Origin of the sequence: Gilliamella apis, from assembly GCF_002142155.1 — a bacterium.
Taxonomy (GTDB): Bacteria; Pseudomonadota; Gammaproteobacteria; order Enterobacterales; family Orbaceae; genus Gilliamella; species Gilliamella apis.
In genome coordinates, this window is record NZ_NASD01000033.1 from 1 (window position 1) to 19,752 (window position 19,752).

The window sequence follows — 19,752 nt, forward strand, 5'->3', positions numbered from 1 at the left end:
GCTCTATTATTCTCTAATTGATTAAAATAATTATCATCAACATCTTCTGTAATATAATTGCCATTAAATACGGAACATTCTAAATGATGAATATCGGGATTTTGTTCTCGAATAGAATCAATTAAATCAGAAAGATCTTGAAATATTAATTTATCTGCTCCAATTTCTTTTGCAATCTCATCAACTGATCGATTATAAGCAATTAATTCACTCGCAACAGGCATATCGATACCATAAACATTAGGATGTCTAATTTCTGGCGCAGCCGAAGCTAAATAAACTTTTTTAGCACCGACAGAACGTACCATTTCAAGAATTTTTTCAGATGTCGTTCCTCGTACAATAGAATCATCAACAAGAAGCACATTTTTACCCTCAAACTCAATACGATTCGCATTAAGTTTTCTTCTTACTGAGAGTTTTCTGGCATTTTGTCCTGGCATAATAAAGGTACGCCCTACATAACGATTTTTAACAAATCCTTGTCTATAAGGTTTTCCTAAAATACGAGCAATCTCAAGAGCAGCATCACAGGATGTTTCTGGAATAGGAATGACGACATCAATATCAATATCGTTCCACTCTCTGGCTATTTTTTGTCCCAGTTTTTGCCCCATTAATATCCGTGACTGATAAACAGATACACCATTCATTAACGAATCAGGTCGAGCAAAATAGACATACTCAAAAATACATGGATAATATTGAGGATTATCAGAGCACTGTTTAGAATAAAATTGGCCATCTTGAGTAATATAAATAGCTTCACCAGGCTCCACATCTCGCATAAATTCAAAATCGAGAATATCTAAAGCAACACTTTCTGATGCAACCATATATTCTGTTTTTTGATCATCAATTACTTTTTTACCAATAACCAATGGTCGGATGCCAAATGGATCTCGAAAAGCAACCAGCCCATGACCAATTATCATTGCTACACAAGCATAAGCACCTTTAATAATTTGATGAACTTGATGAACTGCACTAAAGATATTATCTGCAGTTAAAGGATAAGTCGGGAATTTATCAAGTTCACTGGCAAAAATATTAAGTAATACTTCTGAATCTGAGCTAGTATTTATGTGACGTCTTGCTAATTCAAAAACCTTATCTCGTAACTGATCAGTGTTAGTTAAATTACCATTATGAGCCAGTGCAATACCATATGGCGAATTTACATAGAAAGGTTGAGCTTCTGAAGGGCTTGAACTACCCGCGGTTGGATAACGAATATGACCTATACCTAGGTTACCTTGTAATCGTTGCATATGATGTTCTTGAAATACATCTTTTACCAAACCATTTGCTTTACGTAAACGAAAGCGATTTTGTTCATCAATGGTTACAATTCCTGCTGCATCTTGTCCACGATGTTGCAAAACAGTTAAAGCATCATAAATAGATTGATTAACTGTACTACATCCTACAATACCAACAACACCACACATACAATGATTACCTCAAACTTATTGAACTAAAAATGAAGACGACTGCTGTATAAAATCAAAAAACCAGCGAATGATAAAATGGAAATGCGGAATAAGTTGTGATTGCACCCACGATGGAGATTGGGATAAAGGAGTAAAGGTATCAACAAAAAAGAGCACTGCTGCAACAACTAAAATACCTCTTAATACCCCAAAACAAATTCCCAATACTCGATCGGTGCTTGATAGCCCTGTTTTTTGGACTAATTGACCTATAATATAAGAGACGATTGCACAAACAATTAATGTCGAAATAAAAAGTATCGCAATAGCAACTGCAATCCGAATGACATCACTATCAAAATAAGTCAAATAACTAGTGATGTACATATAAAAACGGCTAGCAATAAAAAACGCTAACACCCAACTAATTAAAGATAGGGCTTCTTTGACAAAACCTCTAATAATACTAATCAATGCTGATAAAATAATCACACCGATAATCGTAAAATCAACCCAATTCATCATAATAACTCACAATTTTTATATTAATATTTTTTAATTTTTATAAATCATAAAATGATTATTAATTGACAATAATCACACCTTTTAACTTGGTTAAATTATCTAAATTACTAATCAACTGTTCGGCTTGCTCTCTTTTCGCATAAGGACCCACTTGTAATTTTATTAGTTGATTTGGTCCAGGATTATTTGGTACCACTCTAACGTTATAGTTATTCAGTCGTAATAAGGCAACTAGTTCCTCTATTTTTTTCTTATTTTTTAATGCTCCAAGTTGAATCATATAGGGTTTATCAGCTTGTTCAGAAGATGTTGTCATTGGAGTATCAAAATTATCATCAATAATTTCGGGTGAAGCTAAAGGACTAGGATATTGATCTGAAACAGGAGTATAAGAGGATTCATTTTTTACAACAGCCTCTTGATTTTGTTCATCTATCACACCTGATTGCAATATAGGAATAGTTGATGTTTGCAAATTAGATTTATCAGTGATTATATTAGGAGCAATAATAGCAATTATTAACAAAAATGTAGCAAAACCAACAAGTTGATTTCTAACTTTATTTGATCTACATTTAATTTTCTCTTGATTATTATCCATGTTCACATTTACCTAGTTGCCTACTATATCCAAAACGGCAGAAACGGTATGAAATGAGCCACAAACGACAATAATATCATCTTCTTTTGCTTCTTTCATAGCCTTTTGATATGCTTCATTAACCGAATCAAATGTTGCGATATTCTCTACATTTTCCTCTTGTAAAAACTGCTTTAATATATCAGCATTACATCCGCGCTCACCATAAAGTGAAGCACAATACCACTGATCAGCATTAAATATAGATAAAGTACTTTTAATATCTTTATCCTTAAGCATCCCTATCACAAATCTCACTTTTCCAACTGTTGATTGTTGCTGTTTTAATAACTCAATCTGTTTGACTAAATAACTGGCCGCATGAGGGTTATGCGCAACATCAACGATTACAGTTGGTGATGCTTGGATAATTTGAAAACGTCCTATTAAGCTAGTTTTTTCAAGAGCACTGTCTATTTGTTTTTGAGTGATAGAAAATGGTGAATAACTAAGGGCAGCAATTGCTGTTGCGGCATTAGCTAGAGGGACTTGCGGAATCGGCAGATTTTGATATTGCTTTATTGAAGAATTAAATTGCCATGTTAATTTATCAATTTGCTGATAAGACCAATCTTTGTTTACAGCAAAGAGCGAGCAATTTACGGCATGAGCAACGTCTAAAATGGACGATGGTATTTCAGGTTCACCAACAACAGCAATACTTTTCGGTTTAAAAATACCGGCTTTTTCTCGACCAATACTTTCTCTTGTATTTCCCAAATATTCAACATGATCAATACCGATTGTCGTTATAATTGCTATATCAGCATCAACAATATTGGTGGCATCAAGTCTACCACCTAGCCCGACTTCCAAAATAACAACATCTAGTTGGGCTTGCTTGAATTGATATAAAGCTGCAAGTGTTGCATATTCGAAATAGGTTAATGAAACATCTCCTCTGGCCTTTTCAATCGCTACAAATGCCTTAACGGTATCAGAGGGTGTTGACTCTTGATTATTGATTCTAACCCGTTCAGTAAAATGCAATAAATGTGGAGAACTATAAACACCAACACGCTTATCAGCAGCAAGTAAAATCATTTCTAAGGTACGACAAGTTGTCCCTTTGCCATTAGTTCCTGCTACAGTGAAAATATAAGGAGCTGGTTGTAATAGGTCTAATCGCTCAGCAACTGACTTTACCCTTTCCAGCCCTAATTCAATACTTGAAGGGTGTAACTGTTCCAAATAACAAAGCCATGTCTTAAGATCTGACATGGCATCTGGGATTTTATTTTGCATGATCAGTTAAATTGTCTCATCATTAGCGATATTATCAAAAGGGTTAGGAAGTTTCATTAATTTAGCCAATAAACCAGCAATTTTTGGTCGCATATCTCGACGATGAATAATCATATCAATTGCACCTTTTTCAAGTAAAAACTCACTACGTTGGAATCCTTCTGGTAAGGTTTCACGCACAGTTTGTTGTATTACTCTAGGACCAGCAAAACCAATTAATGCTTTAGGTTCGGCGATATTAATATCGCCCAACATAGCTAAACTTGCAGATACACCACCCATTGTTGGATCGGTCATTACTGAAATATATGGTAACCCTTCATCTTGCATTTTGGCTAAAATAGCACTTGTTTTTGCCATTTGCATTAATGAGAATAGTGCTTCTTGCATACGAGCACCACCACTGGTTGAAAAGCAAATTAATGGACATTTATCTGCAATAGCTTGTTCAGCAGCACGAGTAAATAAAGCACCGACCACTGATGACATTGATCCTCCAATAAAAGCAAACTCAAAACAAGCTACGACAACCGGTATGCCTAGTAACGTTCCTTTCATAACAACCATAGCTTCTTTTTCGTGAGTTTCTTTTTGCGCAGCAGTTAAACGATCTTTATATTTTTTAGTATCTTTAAATCTTAAAATATCTTTTGGCGCAAGTTCTGCACCAACTTCAACATCAGAACCTTCATCTAAAAAACGATATAAGCGAACTCGGGCAGGAATATGCATGTGGTGATCACATTTCGGACAAACCTCTAAATTTCGGTCAAGTTCAGCTTGATAAATGACCTGCTCACAATTGCTACATTTAGTCCAAACACCACCGGGAATATTCGCCTTTTTATGATCTGACGATATATTATTTTTACTCAGAATTTTTTCAATCCAGCTCATTATGATTCTCTCATTCGGTACTCTTTACAATTAACAACGTATTGTATAATACTTTGCAATAATTCTTAATACTTGTTTTTGCTTTTATTCCAATTTATCCGTAATTAGATAACGTTTTTGATACTACACAAAAATAATATACAACCAAACTTTAAAAAAGTTCAGATAAAACAAAAATAACCATCTATGTTAATTGTTAAATTTATCATTTAACAAATGAAACTATATTTAATATGACCACAAAAAATTATTAGTATATAATTAAAGAATAATTGTTTTTCATCTTTTCAGAAATAAGGGGTTATAGATGGACAAGGAAAAATCAGCCGCACCATCATTTCAAGATGTTCTTGAATACATTCGTTTGTCACGTCGTTTAAACAAATTAAAACGCGAAATCTCAGATAACGAGAAGAAAATTCGTGACAACCAAAAGCGCGTATTATTACTTGAAAATTTAAGTGATTATATTAAACCTGATATGACTTACGAAGAGCTTCAAGCTATTATTGCCAACATGAAAAGCGATTACGATGATCGTGTTGATGATTACATCATCAAAAATGCTGAAATTTCTAAGGAACGTCGCGACATCAGTAAAAAAATGCGTGGTTACCGTTCTAATTAATTTTTTTCAAATAATACCCTTTTCAAAAGGGTATTATTTTTTGGTTAACTAACCTCCAGCAAGTTTAACTTTAAATCCTTTATCTTCTATTAGTGATTTTAATAGATCGCGTTTATCACCTTGAATCTCAATTTTTCCATCCTTAACCGAACCACCACAACCACAACGTTTTTTAAGATCGGCGGCTAATTGCTGTAATTGGCTATCATCTAAGTCAAAACCATCAATCACGCAAACACCCTTCCCTTTTCGGCCCGATGTCTGACGTGAAATTCGAATAATACCATCACCTTTAGGCCGAGGCTTAATGGCTTTTTCAGGCGTTATTCGACCATGTTCAGTTGAATAAACAATTGGATTATCTGTCATACTAATTGCTCTTAGATGAATCAAGAGTTGATAAAATAGTCTGTAATGCTTTGCTTGGATCCTCCGCTTGCGTTATAGGACGGCCGATGACTAAATAATCGGCACCCGCTGCTTGTGCTCGCTGTGGAGTCATAATTCGTCGCTGATCATCAGGAGTAGAACCTGCTGGACGAATACCAGGTGTAACCAATTTGAAATCACTACCAAGCCGTGTTCTAAAACTCTGTACTTCTTTGGCAGAACAAACTACACCATCAAGCCCACAATTTTTGGCCAATAATGCTAAACGAGTTGCTTGTTCTAATGGCGATACCTCAATACCAATTTCTTTAAGATCTGAAGATTCCATACTCGTTAGTACAGTGACCGCAATTAATAAAGGTGCATCTTTTCCAAATGGGTAAAGCGCATCTTTTGCCGCCTCCATCATACGAATTCCACCACTGGCGTGAACATTTGTCATCCAGACACCTAGTTCAGCGGCAGCAGCTACTGCTTTGGCTACCGTATTAGGTATATCATGAAATTTGAGATCTAAAAAAATATCGAAACCTTTTTGTTTTATCTGTTTAATAAAATCAGGGCCAGCATGAGTAAATAATTCTTTACCAATTTTAAGACGGCAATCTTTAGGTTCAACTTTATCAATAAAATTCCACGCGGACTTTGTATCAGAAAAATCAACAGCAACAATAATTGGAGATGACATAACTTAGTTATTCCTTTTAATTATAAATTTTTAACTATTCTTTTTAATAAATTCATTTAAATCAGCATAGAATATACGAGCACTTTCTTTATAACCTTGTAAAGTTTGATGTACTAAATCTGGGCGAGCAAGGCCTCGTTTACGCCAATCTTTAATAGAATGAGGGCCGCCCATAGCCAGTTGCCAATCCCAAAATAGCGTTTTCTCTGATTTAGCGACTTGTTTTTGGATACTCATTACTTTAGCAAAAGATTTTGGAAAACTCTTTTCATTTAACATCGTATCTGGTGGCGTCATTAATAATATTACCGAATTTGGTGATGATTTGCGAATTTGACGAATATTTTTCACCAAGTTTTTACGATAAGCGTTCGCATCTAAGGTTTCATCAAAACTTTCATTTGTACCATATTCAAGAATAATCAAATCGCTTTTTGAGGCCGATAATTCATTTAACCAGTTAGGGCCCCATTTCTGCCATATTGTCTGTTTGGCGCCATTAGTTGCAATCGAAGAAACAATAACACCAGATTGTTGGTAACGATTTAACCATATACCACCGATTTCAATATCGCTAGTTGCTTTGATAGAAAAAGGAGCTTTAGTGATAAAAGATATCGTCTGCCAGACATTACTTTTGGATGAATAGTTAATATCTATTTTTTTATCATTAGCATCATAAATATTCAGCAAATTAGGACTATTTTTTAAAGCTTTAACGGTTAATTGTACTTGCCAATTTTTATTGCCAGCATTTTTAGGCATCAGCTGTATAGTCGCTACCTCTTTGGTTGGCTTAGCAATAAATCCTCCCATCGGAAAATCTAAATTACTTAATGTACGACTACTTAATACATTCCAGTTTTTTGTTTTCCAACTTACCCCGGCATGGCTTTGACCTTTTATCGCAACCGGAGTGACCCAGCCAATCCCTGCATTACCATATTTTTGTTGCATCAATGTTCGAAATTCACCAGTAAAAAAATCGGCCGCTGAGTGAGAATCGCCAAGCTGAGTAATATTCACAACTTGATTACTATTTTTAGACAATGAATTTAAATGTTGGATAAATTGTTTGCTATTGGGATCGCCAAAGTCAACAATACTTGATAGTGTACTTGTTCTACTTTCAGCAACACTGCAACCAACAGAAACAGTGACAATCATTACAGTAAAAATATACTTTAAAAGTTTAATCACTATCATTGTCCTCTAATTGTTTAAAGATAATTTTTTCCATAATAGCCGTGGCTAAAATTTTCTGGCCGGTGGAGGTAAAATGGACGCCATCATCAACCCTTACTTTTATTTTTCCTTTATCGGATTCAACAAAACTTGTAAAGTTCTCATAAGTACAACCTAATAACTGATTAGTAGTTAAAAAATGTTGTTGTACTTTTTCTATTTCAGATTGATACAACATATTTAAATATACCATGCCATCATTGAGTTTTGGTTTACGCATACAAGGTGCAGCTAGCCAAAGGACTTGTACATCATGCTCATAAGCACTATTTAAAATAGCAGCTATACGCAAACGGTATTCTTCTTCCCATATAGGTGATTTGAATTTAACGTATTTAGGGTATCCTTTTACGGGAAAATCCCACGGATCATTAGGCCCTAGAAATACCACAAGTAATTTAATAGAAGGATCGGTAATTAAGTTATCACTAATTGTTTTTGGCCAATTAAAGGCTTTTGGATAAGCAAGTCCCGTACTTTGTTTACTAAGATCAATACTTTCTATTTTATATTGTTTGAATAACATTTTTTTAACATATGGTGCAACGCCTTGCATTAATGAATCACCGGCAAAAAAAACCTTATCATTTTCGGTTAATACTATTGGTAATGGTTCATGAATTAATGGAATATCATGCTTTGGTATCTTAGGTGTTCCAAGGTCAGTTAATAAAGATGCTTGATTGTTTTCTGGTTTATTCGTTTGATTTTTTTTAACAATATCTGGCTGTGGAATAATTAGAATATCTTTAATTAAATGAATATTGGTATCTTCTACATTGTCATCATGATCGATAATTGTTGCTTGTGATCCTAACAAAATTTCATCTATAGCTTCGTCAGAATCTTCTTTTATGAAGTCTTGAGTAACACCTCCTGAATTAAAAAGATCGGAATGATAAGTTTGTTGCCAATAGATTAAAATTGATCTGTGATAAATTGCAATTAATGCAATACCAGTAATAAATAATAGGAAAAAAATTTTTTTTGCAGAAAGCGTATCATGATTATTTAGTAAACAATCTGATTTTTTAAAATTGTTTTTAGTTCTTTTGTTATTATTAGAAGTATTATTTTTTAATACTCTATTTTGCTGTCCATTTTTTCTGGACCTATTTCTTCTATTTTTCGAAAATGTTTTTTTGTATGTCATTTTAATTTTTCATCATAATCAAAAATTAGCATAAATAAAGTTTGGTACACCAGAAGGTGCTAAATAGATTGTTAGCCATAGTATAAAGATAAATAAAACTGGCAGGTAAATACTATTTATTCTACTAAGCTGTACCGTACACCAAGTAGGAATATTTTTACATAATGGATATATAAAAAATATGACACATATACTTATAAATGCCGCCATATAATGTGGTTCGACTGTAAAATTGTGGCATAGTGCATTTAGATAATCTAACGCATCCGCTAAACTCTCACAACAGAAAAATAGCCAAGTAAAACAGATATAGTGCCAAGTTAATAATCGAGCAACAATTGGCGAACGTTCTGTTATCCATCCTCGACCTATATAACGGTCTAAAATATTAAGAAAGGCAATGCCTATACCGTGACAAGCGCCCCAAATAATAAAATTAATCCCTGCTCCATGCCATAATCCAGACAGTAACATAGCTAACATCACATTAATTTGAGTGCGAACAAATCCACGACGACTTCCACCTAATGGAATATAAATATAATCTCTAATCCAATGAGATAAACTAATATGCCAGCGATCCCAAAACTCACGTAAATTAGAAGCTAAATAAGGAAAATTGAAGTTAATCGGCAGCCGGAAACCTAATAAAAGCGCAATCCCAGTCACTAAGTCAGTATAACCAGAGAAGTTAAGATAAATTTGCATAGCATAAGCATATAGGCCAACTAATAAATCAATAAAGCTATATTCTAAAGGGTTTGAAAAAATTGGTGTTACCCAATTTTCACTAATTAATCCGCCCAGACAATAAACTTTTATGACTGCTAGAATAATTAATGTAAAAGCTCGGAAAGGTTCTAAAATATCTCTAGGTTGACTTACCGCAATTTGCGGCAGAAACGTTTTTGCTCGATTGATTGGCCCAGCAATTAAACTAGGAAAAAAAGCTAAAAATAAGGCAAAATCCCAAAATTTCGCTACGGGTAATTCTCTCTTTTTAATTGATACCAAATAACTTACTGAATGGAAGGTATAAAATGAAATGCCTATTGGAATAAGAACAGTAACAACAGGTATTAAAATTGATAAGTTTAAATAATTACATAATGACTGTAACTCATATCGAAAAAAATCAAAATATTTAAATAATGCTAAATTGATGATTGAAGCAACCAACCCTAAAATCAACCATCGATTGGCATGATGTTTGGAGGCAGCAATCATCAAGGAAAAGAAATATATCGCACAGGTATAAATAAAAAGAATAACAGCAAACTGTAAACTATAGCTACCAACAATAAGATAACTTGAAATCAAAAGTAATTTATTCTGAAATTTTGGTAATAATCTAAAAGCCCAATATATCGCAAAGAAAATCACAAAAATTAGACCAAATTCAATCGATAAATAACTCACTGCAATCCTTTCATCTGTAAATATATCGTTGACCAAAAACTTTATTACTACATTATCACTATATTAATTCTGCTGCTGATAGCTTATTAGTTGCGATTGAGCTAAAACATTATAGATAATCAATTCTTTATTTAATCCAGTCACCGATAACAATAAATTCCTCGCTTTTAACCAAATTTGATACAACGAAGCTATTTCATCATTATTTTTTGTTGCAAGTAGCCTGACTAAAGGCACTTGATCACGATTAATTATGTATCGACCTACTTTTTGTTTGGCTTTTAATGCATCGCTTAACAATGCACAAAACCAAGTGATTTTCTCAATAAAACCTTCATGATTAAAAGTTTTCGCTAATTGCCAAAAATTATTTCGTGGTAAGACTTCTGTTAAATTTTCACAAAATGATTTTCTCTGCTGCCATTTTTCAGGTTGTAGTAATGTTGCTGCATTTATTGGCGCATTTTCGCTCAATAATAATGCAGTGGCAAGTTCATTATCACTGTATAGATGATTGTGTTGCTTTTTTAACCAATCAACAGATTGTTCTAATTTTGGAATAGGCAAAAAATAACAAAAACAACGGCTGTGAATCGTGGGTAAAAATTGGCTATTATGCTCATCGCTCAAAATAAAATAGGTATTTTCGGGTGGCTCTTCTAAAGTTTTTAGCAGTGCATTAGCTGCCGCCTCGGTCATTGAAGCCGCATGTTTGATCCAAATTATTTTATTACCACCTTGTTGTGATTTTTCATAAACTTTAGTCGAAATACTACGTATTTGATCAATACCAATTGATTGTTTACCTTGCTCATGTGTAATAACGTAATAATCAGGATGATGCTGAGATAAAAACAACTGGCAATTATGACAATTACCACAAGGCTCTAATTGTTGTGAAGATTGACAAATTAATCGATTAATCAGTAGATTTATCAATTCTTCTTCACCACTTCCCTGAATATAATTAATTAACAAGGCATGATGCGCCCGATTATTAACAATCGTATCAGCAAGTTGCTGAAAAGGTAATACAAGCCAAGGATATTTATTAAAAATCATAAAACTAAAACCTAATTTATTAGCCATGAATTCAAAATAGTTTCAATTTGAGTTGTCACTTCTTCTATAGATTTATTGGCATCAATGGTTACAATAGTATTATCACGTTCAGCTAATTGTAAATAACGCTGACGAATACGCTCAAAGAAAGGTAATGATTGTTGTTCAATGCGATCAAGCTGCCCGCGCGATCTGGCCCGCATTAAACCGAGTTCTGGCGCAATATCTAAGTACAATGTTAAATCAGGTTTAAAATCACCCAAAACCTGAGCTTGTAATGTTTCAATAAAAACCTTGTCGATCTGTCGCCCACCACCTTGATAAGCTTGAGTTGATAAATCATGTCGATCGCCAATAACCCATTTCCCCATTTTTAATGCCGGTTTAATTACATTATCAACCAATTGAATACGAGCAGCATAAAGCATTAGCAATTCCGCTTTATCAGTTAGCGGCTCATTATCTAAACCATTTTTAATAATATTTCGTAATGCTTCTGCAATTGGAGTACCGCCAGGTTCGCGAGTAAATTGTAAATCAGAAATATGATGTTGTTTTAAAATACGTGCAACAGTATTGATGGCTGTTGTTTTGCCTGCACCTTCTAAACCTTCGATGACAATAAATTTACCTGTCATACAAAATTCCTAAATGATTGATAATGAATTTACGATTAATATTGAGTATTGTACGCTATTTTTAATAATTATTTTAGTTTAACTAAAAAACCTCTATTTCATATTATCTATGCATATGATTATTAACTTTTATTTTTATAAATAGCTATCATTAGAGCCTTGTAAAAAATATTGAGGAGTGTATACCATCTACTCACATAAAGGTAGATAATTTAAAACCATTTGGATGTAATTTTATTAGCTAATAAAGTTATATCCCTGTACCTACAGGGAACTCGTTAGACAGTCTATCGGCAAATTATAAAGAAGACGGTATATCCCTGTACCTACAGGGAACTCTAGCCTTTGATATTCGCGGCGCTATGGCACATCGGTATATCCCTGTACCTACAGGGAACTCTTAGTAGGGCCTTTTATATAAACTGTATAAGCCGGTATATCCCTGTACCTACAGGGAACTCGGCTGGGCTAAAACATTTCAAATCAAAGACGGCGGTATATCCCTGTACCTACAGGGAACTCACCACTACACGACTGAGGTAGTTATTAATTCGCGGTATATCCCTGTACCTACAGGGAACTCGCCATCTTCTGACATGTCGAGATCAATCACATCGGTATATCCCTGTACCTACAGGGAACTCTCTTTTCTTGCTTTTGTAACTCCACCCAACCACGGTATATCCCTGTACCTACAGGGAACTCATTATTTTCCATATCGTTACTCATACTAAACCCGGTATATCCCTGTACCTACAGGGAACTCGACTAAAACAAGTTTATCTTTACCATTAATGCGCGGTATATCCCTGTACCTACAGGGAACTCTGCGTTTTTCTTTGTATAGTTCTCTGAATTGCCGGTATATCCCTGTACCTACAGGGAACTCGGTAACCTGTCCTTAGGTTGCGTGTTGCCTAGCGGTATATCCCTGTACCTACAGGGAACTCAACGGTATAAAAACGGTGGTAACGAAACCGATCGGTATATCCCTGTACCTACAGGGAACTCCTATATCAATTTATTGGAGCATTTTTATGGCACGGTATATCCCTGTACCTACAGGGAACTCATGTTTTTTAGAGAATTTTTATAAACTAATTGCGGTATATCCCTGTACCTACAGGGAACTCTCTGATGTTGTTTGTATAATGTGCATTTTATACGGTATATCCCTGTACCTACAGGGAACTCATATAAAAATCTTGCTGTTGCATTGTTGCATCCGGTATATCCCTGTACCTACAGGGAACTCGTATAGTCCATATCAACACGTGCAAATTTATGCGGTATATCCCTGTACCTACAGGGAACTCTCGTTTGCATGTTGTGGAGTCCAACCTAGCAACGGTATATCCCTGTACCTACAGGGAACTCAGAACCATCGAATGTACTAAATGTGACATTACCGGTATATCCCTGTACCTACAGGGAACTCTCTAAATATAGATATTTGTTTTATATAATATTTTTTAGTTAGTTAAAATCTACCAAATTTTTCTAATTTTTAAAGAACATTAACCTATTGATTTTCAATAGGTAAAAAAGAGACCAACCTTAGTCCATCTAAATCTACCGGAACCCTTCTATTTGCACCATAAGTTTGAAAGTCAAATCCTGACTCAGTATTAGTCGCCCAAGCAAGGACAACATTGCCTTCCTCAGCAAGTTTAGTGATTTGTTGCCATAGCATTTCTCTTATTGGTCTTGATATATCACCGATGTAAACCCCGGCTCTAATTTCAAGTAACCAAATTGCTAAACGACCTCGTAACCTTGGAGGGACATTTTCAGTTACTACAACACACATACTCATTTTTAGCGACTCCTAAAGCCACTGTCAGCAAGAGATTGAGGTTCTGGGATAGCTGGTGGTTGGGCATCATCTGGAGCTGGGGGCGGTTCAATTCCACCAGCAGATAAAACTTCTTCGATAAGCGGAATTAATATTGCTAATGTTTTTTGGCTTCTAAAAATTTCACGGCAGGCCACACGAACTTCTCGATCGGGATCAGCATTGTTTTTTGCCGCTATTTCAAAAGCTTTAGGTACAACGGTATCAAATTTAATAATATCAGCAATATCATAAACAAATGAGAGTGGTTTTCCACTATGTACAAACCCGATAGCCGGTGCGTAACCGGCCGCCAAAACAGCTGCTTCGGTGATACCATATAAGCAAGACGTGGCAGCACTTATACATTGATTAACCGTATCTCCTTTTTGCCAATCTTTGGGATCGTATTTTCTTCCATGCCATTTAACGTGATAACGTTTAGCCAGTAATGAATAAGTTTCACGTACTCGTGATCCTTCAATGCCTCGTAACTGTTCAATAGAGCGACGACTCGGTGCCGGTTCACCAAATCGTAACTCAAACATTTTTTTGACCACTTTTAAACGTAAATCATCATCTAAAGCCAATTTAGCTTGATAGAGTAGTTTATCTGATCTTGCCCCACCTGGTTGACCCGATGAATACATTCTGACGCCAGCTTCACCGACCCAAACGAGCAAAGTGCCAACCGTTGCAGCTAATTTAATAGCAGCATGAGAAACTCGAGTCCCAGGTTCTAACATTATGCAAGCTATCGAGCCCACTGGAATATGCGTTCGGATGCCGGTTTTATCAATTAATACAAACGCTCCATCTAGAACGTCAATTTGTCCATATTGCAAAAAAATCATTGACGTTCTATTTTTTAAAGGAATCGGATTAAGGGGAACATAAACCATTATCACTTATCCTATTGATAATGTTTTAGCAAAAATAAACCACAACCAAATCCTTTACTTTTACCAACTCCTTGATAGATGGTATTTAAAAATAAGTCAACATCCGTTACGGTTAACACCCCTTGATAATCAACACTGCTATAAGTAATGGGTTTAAAATTGCTTTTTTTAATAAATTGCTCTTGGGTATAATTAATTACTGTGCAATCCAATTGTTGTCCATCAGTTGTTGATAATGAAAATCCTCTGGATTCACTCTGTTTAATTAACCAATTTATGGCAGCTTCATTCTGACGAATTTTTATCTCATTATCTAAACCTTGTTGTTTAGCCAGATATTTAGCATTCATCATCACATCACTACGTTTACCATTTTTAAACACCACTGGATTTGCTCGCAGGGAAAAAATCAATTTCATACCAACGGTTAATTTTGGTTGGTATGGTTTAGTTTCTACTAAAAATAGCTCATGATTGGTTAGCGGTGCTATTTCCGATAATAGATAGTATTGATAGCCTTTGCCAATTCTCTCTTCACGAAATAAAAAGCAACGTTTTTCTTGATTAGGAAAGAGTTGCCATAACCATTGATGAATAGCATAAGGTCCTGAATTTTGCATTTTCTGTTGCATAACATAAGGAAGTCGATTTAATTTTAAAGTAACTCGAGAAAAATACATCTATTCACTCCCTTTCAAATGGCCGGAAAACTGCTGACGATCACTAAATTGCCAACGGTGACGGCTTATTGGTTGATCTTGACGACGCTGAATTTTAATTACCTCAAAGTGATCTTCTTGATTGGTCTGTTGCCAATAATATTCATCAGCAATACCTTTTAATAGTTTATCAATAACTGGATCTTGACGATGACACTCTTGATAGTGTTTATCGGCAAAACTAAAAGCCTCACGCAATGTTCCTTGATACAAAATAGGCGATAACGGTAACGATAAAGGTGAGTTTTTTCTTCCTGCGTATAAGGGAAAAACAGGTTTAAGTAATGCTTGCTGAATTTGTTCTAAACTATAAGGTGCATTCTCAGTCTCAGTCATGACTATTTGATAATAAACGTCATTATAATATTCACGCTGTGATAATAACGTCTCTAGTTCAAGAGGGTTTTGTCGTATTTCATCAAAGCGTGTATACCAGACTTGCTTTTTATTAGCCCGAGGAGCTTGGACGGTATGAAAATCTCGAAACCAACTATTGTTAGCAATAAAAGGACGAATCGCAAAATGATAATGCTGATTAAAATGATCAATCTGATTATCATCACGACGAATGCCGAGTGCAGCCGAAACTAATCCCAATAAAGCAGAGCGAGAGGGAATAATATTGCTGTGGCGAACTTCGCCAACAGCAGGTTCGCCCCAAGAGGTAAATGGGGCATAAATCTGAAAAATAAGATGGTTGATCATCTTGTCCGCCCCCCTATTTTTGCGCAACAAAATCTAATGCAGCACTAAGGGTTCCTTCTCCAGTTTCACTATTGAGAACATAGCGACTATCAGCACATTGACCATAAACTTTATCAAATTTATCTCGTTGCTCTTCCAAACGACTAATAGCATCATTTACCAAATCTTGACTACGAATTGGATTAAAATAAGCTACCGCTAAAGAGCGCGGTTGTTGACTTCCTTTTTCTATTAAAAGATAGGAAGTATATGCTCGTGAAGCGAAACTATTTTGCATTCCTGTTGGTGCAACTTTGGCGGCTGATTCAGTTAAAGCTTTTAAGGTTTTTTCAACCAATGCTTCATCACCATTTAAATTTTCGAGAAGTAAATCTCGGCTAATACATACATAAGTATAAAACAGCGCCGAAGCAAATCCACGTTCGCCCAAATGCGCTGAACCAGCATCAACATCATTATTATTTAAATCATCAACAGCAGTAAAAAAATCATCCTCAATGGTTACCGTACTTACACCTAATGCATGAGAAACTTGGCAGGCAGCTTCAATATTAAATGCCGGGCTATCTGCTAACATTCTGCCAAATAAGGCGATATCAATACTACTATTTTCTTTACGTAATAATTTAACTTCATCATCGCTAGGTTCGCGTTTTTCACTAATTAGTACATCAACTAATTGTTTAATTGCTTGCTGTTCATTGCTACTAATATGTACTAATTGTTCAATTTCTAAATTACTCAATGGATCTTTTGGTGATTTCTCATTTTTGACTTTACCAAACTGACTAGCTATTTTAATTGCACTTTCTTTAGCTATTTTTTCAGATATACCATTATCAATCAGTGGTTTGTATACCCAATCTCGAGCAAAACGACGTGAACGAACACCAATATGATCACTTAATGATTGATAAAAACAGTCAGAAGTACGCCACGCTCTTTTTAAGCTTTGTGACGAAATACGCAAACGGTCAGTATTTCCCATTTTAGCGGTTTTTGGTCGACCTAAATCATCACGGTTTAAGTTTGAAGGAGCATAAGCGGTTAATAGATGTAATTGAATAAATGTAGTCATGATGATTATTCCTTAGTATTATTTTTAGTTGAAAAATAGTCCATAGCCCAACGAGTAGAAAAGCGTTTAAACGGATTAGTATTAGCTGGCCAGTTATGTTCACGAGCATACCACTCTTGCATCCATAGAAAGATGCCGTCAGCAAGAGAAGTTAGATTAACGCCTTTTTCACCGCGTAACTTAACGGCACGAATTAAACGCTGACAAAATTCTTCTGGAGTTTCACTGGCAAGAAGACGTTCAAATCGCAATTTAGATAAATAATTACGTTCTCCACCTTTTACTTTTTCACTCAGTTGCGCAGCAAATGGTGCCTTATCATTATTTAACTCTGCAAAAACAGCCACATTAACCAATATCTGTAATGCATGATAATGAATATCCGTTTGCGCTAATTTACTGTCGTTATTAAGAAGTTTATTAGCTAAGATCGTATAGCCATCCTGTAGAATTATTAATTCAGACAATGAAACCCGGCGTAATTCAGCACGTAATTTTCGTCCATTGTAATTAATACCATTAAATTTACATTGCCGTTGCTGCAACATAGAAAACCATTCATCGATAATCTTTTTGTGGCTATCATTTAAGATCATCAGCTTTTTTTGGATAGTGTCTGACATGTTGTTCTCCCTACATGCAATCAAGACGTTTTATTAAGTTTAATCTTTTTGATATTTCTAAGTTTGTTAAAATCTTTAAGTAATTTTTCTCTGGTTGTAATTTTTTCGGAACTTATCATCTGTTGATCTGGGTCAGAAAAAGCTGCTTTATCATAGATTTGAGTAATATATTTTAATAAGGTATTTGTCCAATCTAATAACAGATGAAAACGCCCATTCGGATTCTCTTTTTCTTTGATAAGTTGTTTCACAAATTGGTAAAAAGGCATTTCTGTTTCTTTCCAATAAGCAATATCAACTGAACTGGACTGTTTATTGATAGCTGTCAAGGCTTTACGCTGTAATGATAAAACGTCTTTGCTAAATTCTAATGCTTGTTCAATCAGCTCTTTAAGATCGCTGTCAGGATCAGCTAATGCAGGATATACGGGAAAAGTGTGTTCATACCAACAGCGTGCCTTCATATTGTCAAAATCGTATCCAAAGCACCACAAGTGATATTTTTCAGCAGATTTCAATCCTCGATTATAATGAACTCTTACCACCTGAGCTGATTGGGTTTCATCATTAGTGCTAACCATGCCTAGCCAATCGCGATAAATTAACCCGCCAGGTTGTCCTTTAATCGCAATGGGTGCATTTGTTTTGCTATCAATTCGATATGGTGATAAAGGATGGCGCCAGTTTTGGTATTGAACACCATAATTTTTAGTTTGATAATGGCTAATAAGCTCAGACGACTCTTCGCCACAAAGATCACAATGGCCTTGTGTTGTATTTTCAAAATCTAGCTCAATGCGACGAGGCATACCCCAAAATGCTTGACAACAATTAGCTTGTTCAGGAAATACACTTAAATTTTTAGGTGGTTCACTGGTTATGGTTTTGTTTAACCATGGGAAGACAGTTTCATCATAGCATTGTGGTTTTTCGTCATCATCCAGTGGCACTACATTTAACCATAATTTTTTCCATAATGGTGTTGAGGTGTTTAACTCTGGCATCATTAAAGTGGTAATTGGTCCGCCACCTCGCAAACTCACTCGATGTCCTTGCCCACCTGATGGGGCATTAGTTTGTAAAGTAAATAATGCCATAACAGCACAATGTGGACAAATAGCGTTAACAAAATCCCGCTTAATAAAATGGTCAGTATTTTTCTTTAGTGCATTTTCACCTGGTGCTTCAACCAATAAACCTGAAATCGGTACTTTATTACCATTCAATGGTGTAAAGTCTTGCATAAACGCCGGTTTAGCTGCACCAAATTGCATTGCTGGTTTAACTTGTTCAAATGCCTCGTCGAGTTGCGCTTGAGTTATACCTTCATGCCAATAATCTAACCATTCATCATTATCTTCAGGGGAAAATGTAGTTTGCAGTAAACCTATAAGGAATTGATAAGCAGCACCTTGAAAATCCGGTCTAAAATAGGCTAAGTCGGCAATGGTTTCGTTAACTAACTGACTAGGTTTAATTTTACTAATATGACCATCAAAATAAACAACAGGAATCCATTCATGGTCTAACAGTGATAAAGAAGACAATTTATCCCCCTTTTTTTTAGTTTAAAATAAGCGAAATATACGTTATTTCGCTTATCGGTTTAAGTTTAAATTACTTAAGTCTATATGAAGCCGATTTACTGATTTCAAAGCTTAAAATAAACGATCGAATTTCTTAATCATTTATTACATTTTTTAATTCAATAGTCTATCGATTTTTTTGTAATTGCACTTATTTTGTAGTGTATTACATATTGATAATAATTTTTTAAATGAAATCATAAAAAATTTCTAAACGATTGATAATAAATTTACGATTAATGTTGCGTAATCTACGCTATTTTTAATAATTATTTTAGTTTAGCTAAAAATTAGCTATTAATGATATAGTAAAAATAACTTTATTATTAAGAAGAGATGATA

General features: G+C 34.9%; 20 protein-coding genes and 1 CRISPR repeat array. Of the genes, 1 reads left to right on the top strand and 19 read right to left on the bottom strand.

What is annotated here, in order from left to right:
• The 5 genes from purF to accD all read right to left on the bottom strand — a co-directional run.
• On the bottom strand, positions 1-1,451 hold a 1,451-nt coding region (gene purF / locus B6C84_RS10980; protein WP_086361347.1), incomplete at its 3' end, for an amidophosphoribosyltransferase.
• Between the two features lie 18 nt (positions 1,452-1,469).
• Complete coding sequence (locus B6C84_RS10985; protein WP_065577795.1) at positions 1,470-1,955, bottom strand: CvpA family protein; 486 nt, start codon at positions 1,953-1,955, stop codon at positions 1,470-1,472.
• 61 nt (positions 1,956-2,016) lie between these two features.
• Positions 2,017-2,559 (bottom strand): SPOR domain-containing protein, encoded by a 543-nt coding sequence (locus B6C84_RS10990; RefSeq protein ID WP_086319744.1) that lies wholly within the window; start codon positions 2,557-2,559, stop codon positions 2,017-2,019.
• A gap of 12 nt (positions 2,560-2,571) precedes the next feature.
• Complete coding sequence (gene folC, locus B6C84_RS10995) at positions 2,572-3,843, bottom strand: bifunctional tetrahydrofolate synthase/dihydrofolate synthase (protein ID WP_086319746.1); 1,272 nt, start codon at positions 3,841-3,843, stop codon at positions 2,572-2,574.
• Positions 3,844-3,849: 6 nt separating this feature from the next.
• Complete coding sequence (gene accD, locus B6C84_RS11000; protein ID WP_086319748.1) at positions 3,850-4,740, bottom strand: acetyl-CoA carboxylase, carboxyltransferase subunit beta; 891 nt, start codon at positions 4,738-4,740, stop codon at positions 3,850-3,852.
• Between the two features lie 307 nt (positions 4,741-5,047).
• On the opposite strand from accD, the gene tmaR reads away from it, so the two are divergent.
• Complete coding sequence (gene tmaR, locus B6C84_RS11005; RefSeq protein WP_065577725.1) at positions 5,048-5,368, top strand: PTS system regulator TmaR; 321 nt, start codon at positions 5,048-5,050, stop codon at positions 5,366-5,368.
• A 48-nt stretch (positions 5,369-5,416) separates the two neighbouring features.
• Here tmaR and yciH read toward each other — a convergent pair whose 3' ends face one another.
• The 14 genes from yciH to casA all read right to left on the bottom strand — a co-directional run bounded on the left by yciH (position 5,417) and on the right by casA (position 19,371).
• Complete coding sequence (gene yciH, locus B6C84_RS11010) at positions 5,417-5,737, bottom strand: stress response translation initiation inhibitor YciH (RefSeq protein ID WP_065577726.1); 321 nt, start codon at positions 5,735-5,737, stop codon at positions 5,417-5,419.
• A gap of 1 nt (position 5,738) precedes the next feature.
• On the bottom strand, positions 5,739-6,446 hold the full coding sequence (gene pyrF, locus B6C84_RS11015; protein WP_086320417.1) for an orotidine-5'-phosphate decarboxylase: 708 nt from the start codon (positions 6,444-6,446) through the stop codon (positions 5,739-5,741).
• Between the two features lie 30 nt (positions 6,447-6,476).
• Positions 6,477-7,646, bottom strand: coding sequence for a GDSL-type esterase/lipase family protein (locus B6C84_RS11020; protein WP_165601578.1), 1,170 nt, complete (start codon positions 7,644-7,646; stop codon positions 6,477-6,479).
• Positions 7,639-8,844, bottom strand: coding sequence for an SGNH/GDSL hydrolase family protein (locus tag B6C84_RS11025; RefSeq protein WP_081298787.1), 1,206 nt, complete (start codon positions 8,842-8,844; stop codon positions 7,639-7,641). The genes B6C84_RS11020 and B6C84_RS11025 overlap by 8 nt, the downstream gene beginning before the upstream one ends.
• 18 nt (positions 8,845-8,862) lie before the next feature.
• A complete protein-coding gene (locus B6C84_RS11030; protein ID WP_086320418.1) occupies positions 8,863-10,263 on the bottom strand; it encodes an MBOAT family O-acyltransferase in 1,401 nt (466 codons plus the stop codon).
• Positions 10,264-10,326: 63 nt separating this feature from the next.
• Entirely contained in the window at positions 10,327-11,325 is a 999-nt protein-coding gene (holB, locus tag B6C84_RS11035; RefSeq protein ID WP_165754901.1) for a DNA polymerase III subunit delta', read from the bottom strand.
• Between the two features lie 11 nt (positions 11,326-11,336).
• Positions 11,337-11,963, bottom strand: a complete 627-nt coding sequence (gene tmk / locus B6C84_RS11040) for a dTMP kinase (RefSeq protein WP_065577730.1) — start codon at positions 11,961-11,963, stop codon at positions 11,337-11,339.
• 248 nt (positions 11,964-12,211) lie between these two features.
• A CRISPR array of direct repeats spans positions 12,212-13,401; the repeat unit is 29 nt; unit sequence CGGTATATCCCTGTACCTACAGGGAACTC.
• Between the two features lie 84 nt (positions 13,402-13,485).
• On the bottom strand, positions 13,486-13,779 hold the full coding sequence (cas2e, locus tag B6C84_RS11045; RefSeq protein WP_065577731.1) for a type I-E CRISPR-associated endoribonuclease Cas2e: 294 nt from the start codon (positions 13,777-13,779) through the stop codon (positions 13,486-13,488).
• Between the two features lie 2 nt (positions 13,780-13,781).
• On the bottom strand, positions 13,782-14,699 hold the full coding sequence (cas1e, locus tag B6C84_RS11050) for a type I-E CRISPR-associated endonuclease Cas1e (protein ID WP_065650815.1): 918 nt from the start codon (positions 14,697-14,699) through the stop codon (positions 13,782-13,784).
• 11 nt (positions 14,700-14,710) lie between these two features.
• Entirely contained in the window at positions 14,711-15,379 is a 669-nt protein-coding gene (cas6e, locus tag B6C84_RS11055; protein WP_086320421.1) for a type I-E CRISPR-associated protein Cas6/Cse3/CasE, read from the bottom strand.
• Complete coding sequence (gene cas5e, locus B6C84_RS11060; protein ID WP_086354404.1) at positions 15,380-16,123, bottom strand: type I-E CRISPR-associated protein Cas5/CasD; 744 nt, start codon at positions 16,121-16,123, stop codon at positions 15,380-15,382.
• A gap of 13 nt (positions 16,124-16,136) precedes the next feature.
• Positions 16,137-17,201, bottom strand: coding sequence for a type I-E CRISPR-associated protein Cas7/Cse4/CasC (cas7e, locus tag B6C84_RS11065; protein ID WP_086354403.1), 1,065 nt, complete (start codon positions 17,199-17,201; stop codon positions 16,137-16,139).
• A 5-nt stretch (positions 17,202-17,206) separates the two neighbouring features.
• Positions 17,207-17,824, bottom strand: a complete 618-nt coding sequence (gene casB, locus B6C84_RS11070; protein WP_086320424.1) for a type I-E CRISPR-associated protein Cse2/CasB — start codon at positions 17,822-17,824, stop codon at positions 17,207-17,209.
• Between the two features lie 20 nt (positions 17,825-17,844).
• Positions 17,845-19,371, bottom strand: a complete 1,527-nt coding sequence (casA, locus tag B6C84_RS11075) for a type I-E CRISPR-associated protein Cse1/CasA (protein WP_086320425.1) — start codon at positions 19,369-19,371, stop codon at positions 17,845-17,847.
• Positions 19,372-19,752: the final 381 nt, after the last annotated feature.

What these genes read in the sequence shown, in the direction of transcription:
- cas2e (WP_065577731.1), bottom strand. Translation starts at nt 13,779, where the DNA reads ATGAGTATGTGTGTTGTAGTAACTGAAAATGTCCCTCCAAGGTTACGA.
- casB (WP_086320424.1), bottom strand. Translation starts at nt 17,824, where the DNA reads ATGTCAGACACTATCCAAAAAAAGCTGATGATCTTAAATGATAGCCAC.
- B6C84_RS11025 (WP_081298787.1), bottom strand. Translation starts at nt 8,844, where the DNA reads ATGACATACAAAAAAACATTTTCGAAAAATAGAAGAAATAGGTCCAGA.
- cas6e (WP_086320421.1), bottom strand. Translation starts at nt 15,379, where the DNA reads ATGTATTTTTCTCGAGTTACTTTAAAATTAAATCGACTTCCTTATGTT.
- cas1e (WP_065650815.1), bottom strand. Translation starts at nt 14,699, where the DNA reads ATGGTTTATGTTCCCCTTAATCCGATTCCTTTAAAAAATAGAACGTCA.
- yciH (WP_065577726.1), bottom strand. Translation starts at nt 5,737, where the DNA reads ATGACAGATAATCCAATTGTTTATTCAACTGAACATGGTCGAATAACG.
- accD (WP_086319748.1), bottom strand. Translation starts at nt 4,740, where the DNA reads ATGAGCTGGATTGAAAAAATTCTGAGTAAAAATAATATATCGTCAGAT.
- B6C84_RS10985 (WP_065577795.1), bottom strand. Translation starts at nt 1,955, where the DNA reads ATGAATTGGGTTGATTTTACGATTATCGGTGTGATTATTTTATCAGCA.
- B6C84_RS10990 (WP_086319744.1), bottom strand. Translation starts at nt 2,559, where the DNA reads ATGGATAATAATCAAGAGAAAATTAAATGTAGATCAAATAAAGTTAGA.
- cas7e (WP_086354403.1), bottom strand. Translation starts at nt 17,201, where the DNA reads ATGACTACATTTATTCAATTACATCTATTAACCGCTTATGCTCCTTCA.
- tmk (WP_065577730.1), bottom strand. Translation starts at nt 11,963, where the DNA reads ATGACAGGTAAATTTATTGTCATCGAAGGTTTAGAAGGTGCAGGCAAA.
- holB (WP_165754901.1), bottom strand. Translation starts at nt 11,325, where the DNA reads ATGATTTTTAATAAATATCCTTGGCTTGTATTACCTTTTCAGCAACTT.
- pyrF (WP_086320417.1), bottom strand. Translation starts at nt 6,446, where the DNA reads ATGTCATCTCCAATTATTGTTGCTGTTGATTTTTCTGATACAAAGTCC.
- folC (WP_086319746.1), bottom strand. Translation starts at nt 3,843, where the DNA reads ATGCAAAATAAAATCCCAGATGCCATGTCAGATCTTAAGACATGGCTT.
- cas5e (WP_086354404.1), bottom strand. Translation starts at nt 16,123, where the DNA reads ATGATCAACCATCTTATTTTTCAGATTTATGCCCCATTTACCTCTTGG.
- tmaR (WP_065577725.1), top strand. Translation starts at nt 5,048, where the DNA reads ATGGACAAGGAAAAATCAGCCGCACCATCATTTCAAGATGTTCTTGAA.